Origin of the sequence: Acetobacter lovaniensis, assembly GCF_014207635.1 — a bacterium.
Taxonomy (GTDB): domain Bacteria; phylum Pseudomonadota; class Alphaproteobacteria; order Acetobacterales; family Acetobacteraceae; genus Acetobacter; species Acetobacter lovaniensis.
The window spans coordinates 1-3,344 of sequence record NZ_JACHIE010000038.1 but is presented as its reverse complement, the minus strand read 5'-3'; the positions used below and the strand labels follow the sequence as shown (position 1 = coordinate 3,344).

The window sequence follows — 3,344 nt, the reverse complement described above, 5'->3', positions numbered from 1 at the left end:
CGCGATCGGCCTTGTTTCATGTGTCATTCGCGATTAGGCAGGAAGAGCGCAAGAAATTTCATGATAATCCAGAGTCTATTGTTGGATCAATGCCACTTTACTGGTTCGAAGATCAGTGGAAGCGTCGTGATCCGAATTAAAAAGCTCCCTAGTCAATTCTGATCTGATTGAATGGCAAGGTAATTTAAATTGTGATCCAGAAGCTGACATTCTGCTTCCCCCCACCCTAAACTGCCTGTCTGTTCTAAGATGTGGAATCAGACAGGCAGCAGTCGCTTCCTTTCAGCCATTCAAGCGGTTGTTTACCTTTCCGAAAGCTGACATTCTCAGGCTCATATCAATAGACTTGGAGGAGGTGATGGAAAAACGAATAATCATGTACGGGCGTGATCTCGAAGAAAAAACAAAAGTAATCATAGAATGGCTTTCTATGCATGGGCTCGCCGGAGAAAAATGTCGATACTCACACTACATATCTGAAATAAATAATTTCTACAGAGCAATTGTGCCATTTCCAGATAATATTTATAAACTATTCAATAACTCCAGAGATTCTGTTGGAGAATTATTAATTATAAACGATATATATGATAGATTTTCAGAAGAAAAAAGTATCGGATTTCAGGATCGTCTAAAAAAGGCGATTAATGGCCCAATCTATGTGAATGAAAACAGCGTTCACTTACAAACAAAGCCTGATTCATCTCGTGACTTTCTTTTTGAATTATTTGTCGCTAGTTGGTTGAGTAGATTAGGTTATAGGCTTTCATTTGATGATGAAGCTGACGTATTTTCGTCGAAAAACGGTATTAACTTAATTTGCCAATGCAAAAGAATATACTCAAAGAACAAAGTAGAAAGAAACATTAAGAAGGCGGGAAAACAATTAAAGGAATCAATTTCAAATCATGACAAATCTATAGGGATGATAGTACTAGATGTTTCTAATTTCGTATTTTTTTCTCAAGTGGACGAATTTGACAACGACACTGATTTTATGAAGATAATAGATGATCAAATAGATTTTTTTTACGATCAACATAGAAGTATTATCAATCAGGAAAACGAAAAAAGCTTCTCTTTTTCAATGGGAGTTTGTTTAATTGCGTCTAAAACTGTGTGGCATGGAGGCGGAATATTTATGGCTCATGCGCATAAAGTAATTATATCGCCGAGAAGAACAAAAAAAGAGGAAGAAGCAATCAGGAGGAGTCTAACTGGTCAGTATTTACCTTTGAAGGAAACCATGAAGGTAAGCCGATTCCATATTTTTGTTTGGGTGGTGGTGCTGGGTTTTATTTTGCCATACCTATGCTATATTATTTTGAAGCGTAAGTAATATAGATTATGTTAATTTATACGTAAGGCCCGTCGAGGGGCTGTGGACTATTTTCTAGGTAGACTGCTCATGCCCATTTTCGCTAAGAAATCCTGATATTACTGTTCCCCCCCCCCAAAAAAAAACTGGCAGTAGTCGTCCACATTTAAAGCAAAAGAGTCAATGCGCTCGGCAATAGCAGACGCGACAGCTGTTGCCGAGCGTGGTTTTCAACTTCTGAAGTGAGAAATGGTGCGGGGAGAGGGAATCGAACCCTCAAAGCGGCGTCAGGGTTGGGACGCAACAAAAGACCGTATCGTCTTCACTTTGGCATCGGCACATGCCAACCAGGCCCCGCACGCGCGCCCCCGCCTTTTTTGCCTTGCGGCTCAAGGGGTATACCGACATACATGCTGCCTTTCCAATCTAGCTGAACGGTGAAGTTTACAGCCGGACCCAGAAGGAACATGCAGATGCCCATTATGAGGGCGATGGTCTTTGGAGCTGCGCTTATCCAACCCAAGCTTGCCGAAATTTATAATGCAAAACATACAATAAGTCAATTATATTAGCAGGTAGCGTAACCAGCCCGAACGCATGTTTAGTAACTCATACGAATGACAGCTTTTTGAACTCACCGTCCGATGGCAGACTTTCCGCTATCCCCCCATAGCAGCCAACCAGAAACATAGAATGACGAGACAGGCTAATGGCTCCGCCCTCGCGCCGGCAAGGGTGCGCGTCAGTGTGCTGACGCCGCCCGATGGGGTGTCCCCGATCTTCCTGCGCTGCGCTCCGTGCAGATCGGGCGATCCCCCTCCCCATCGGTCGCCCTTGCCGTTGCTACCCCGCTGCTCGCCGCGAGGCAGAGGAACAGCGGGGGCTGTTCCTCGCGGAACAAAGGGCAAAGACCATGACCGGCAACTCCAACACGGCGACCGATTTCCGCAATACCATTCTCAACGGTGACAGCGTGCAGTTGATGCGCGCACTCCCGCGCAATGCGGTGGATTTCATCCTGACAGACCCGCCTTATCTGGTGAACTATCAGGGCAGGGACGGGCGGAAAGTCCGTAACGACGATAATGCGCGCTGGCTCCGGCCTGCTTTCAACCAGATGCACCGTCTCCTGAAATGGGGCGGGTTCGCCGTTTCGTTCTATGGCTGGAACCGGATAGATTTATTTGCTGATGCCTGGAAGGCGGCAGGGTTCCGCATGGTCGGGCATATCGTCTTTCGTAAGTCGTATTCATCCTCTTCCCGGTTTCTTCGGTATGAACACGAAAGCGCGTATTTACTCGCAAAGGGCAACGTGACACCGCCCGCGAAGCCCATCCCGGACGTGATCGACATGCCCTATTCGGGCAATAAACTGCACCCGACGCAAAAGCCGGTGGCGGCCCTGCTTCCCCTGGTGGAAGCCTTCTGCCCGGCCGGGGGGCTGGTTCTGGACCCGTTCGCCGGTTCGGGTTCGTCCCTGGTGGCGGCGCAGCATCTTGGCCGCGACTGGCTGGGCATGGAACTGGACCCGGACCACGCCGCGACGGCAACCCGCCGGCTGGCCTGGCATGGGACGGCGAGGGTGGCGGCGTAAGCCGCCCCCTTCTTTCTTCACTCTTCATTCTGCCGGGCGGCCAGAAAATCGCGCCGGTCCATCGGGACCGGCGGCAAAGACGCGCCGCAACCCGGCGCGTGCGGCGCTCGCCGGCATGGCCGGCTCGCAAGGTCCAGTGGGCAGAGTGCTGGACCGATGCCCTTTTATCCATCTCCAACGCCGCCGGGACAACGCGCCGCGTCCACGGCGCGAGAGGAAGGCGCCAGCAGGAGGCGCCTCGGTCATAGTCCTGCGCGCTCCGCGCGCTGTCCTGATCGTGAAAACATATCCAGAAAACCCACGCCTATTTCCTGGATATCCCCGAAACGTCCAAGCATGAACTGCCCCGGGTTTACCGGAGAGTAAAACTCTCGGAGGATGAACCCTATGGTAGAGAAGAAGAAAACATCACGTTATTCGCCTGAGTTCCGT

Annotated in this window: 2 protein-coding genes; both read left to right on the top strand. The window is 49.6% G+C overall.

Annotation, left to right across the window (positions count from 1 at the left end):
* Positions 1-376: 376 nt before the first annotated feature.
* Positions 377-1,339 carry a hypothetical protein gene (locus HNR55_RS16505; RefSeq protein ID WP_166117192.1) on the top strand — a complete coding sequence of 321 codons (963 nt, stop codon included), beginning with the start codon at positions 377-379 and terminating at the stop codon, positions 1,337-1,339.
* Positions 1,340-2,231: 892 nt separating this feature from the next.
* The gene (locus HNR55_RS16500; protein WP_166117194.1) at positions 2,232-2,912 is read left to right on the top strand and encodes a DNA methyltransferase; all 681 of its coding nucleotides are present in this window, start codon (positions 2,232-2,234) and stop codon (positions 2,910-2,912) included.
* Positions 2,913-3,344 lie beyond the last annotated feature (432 nt).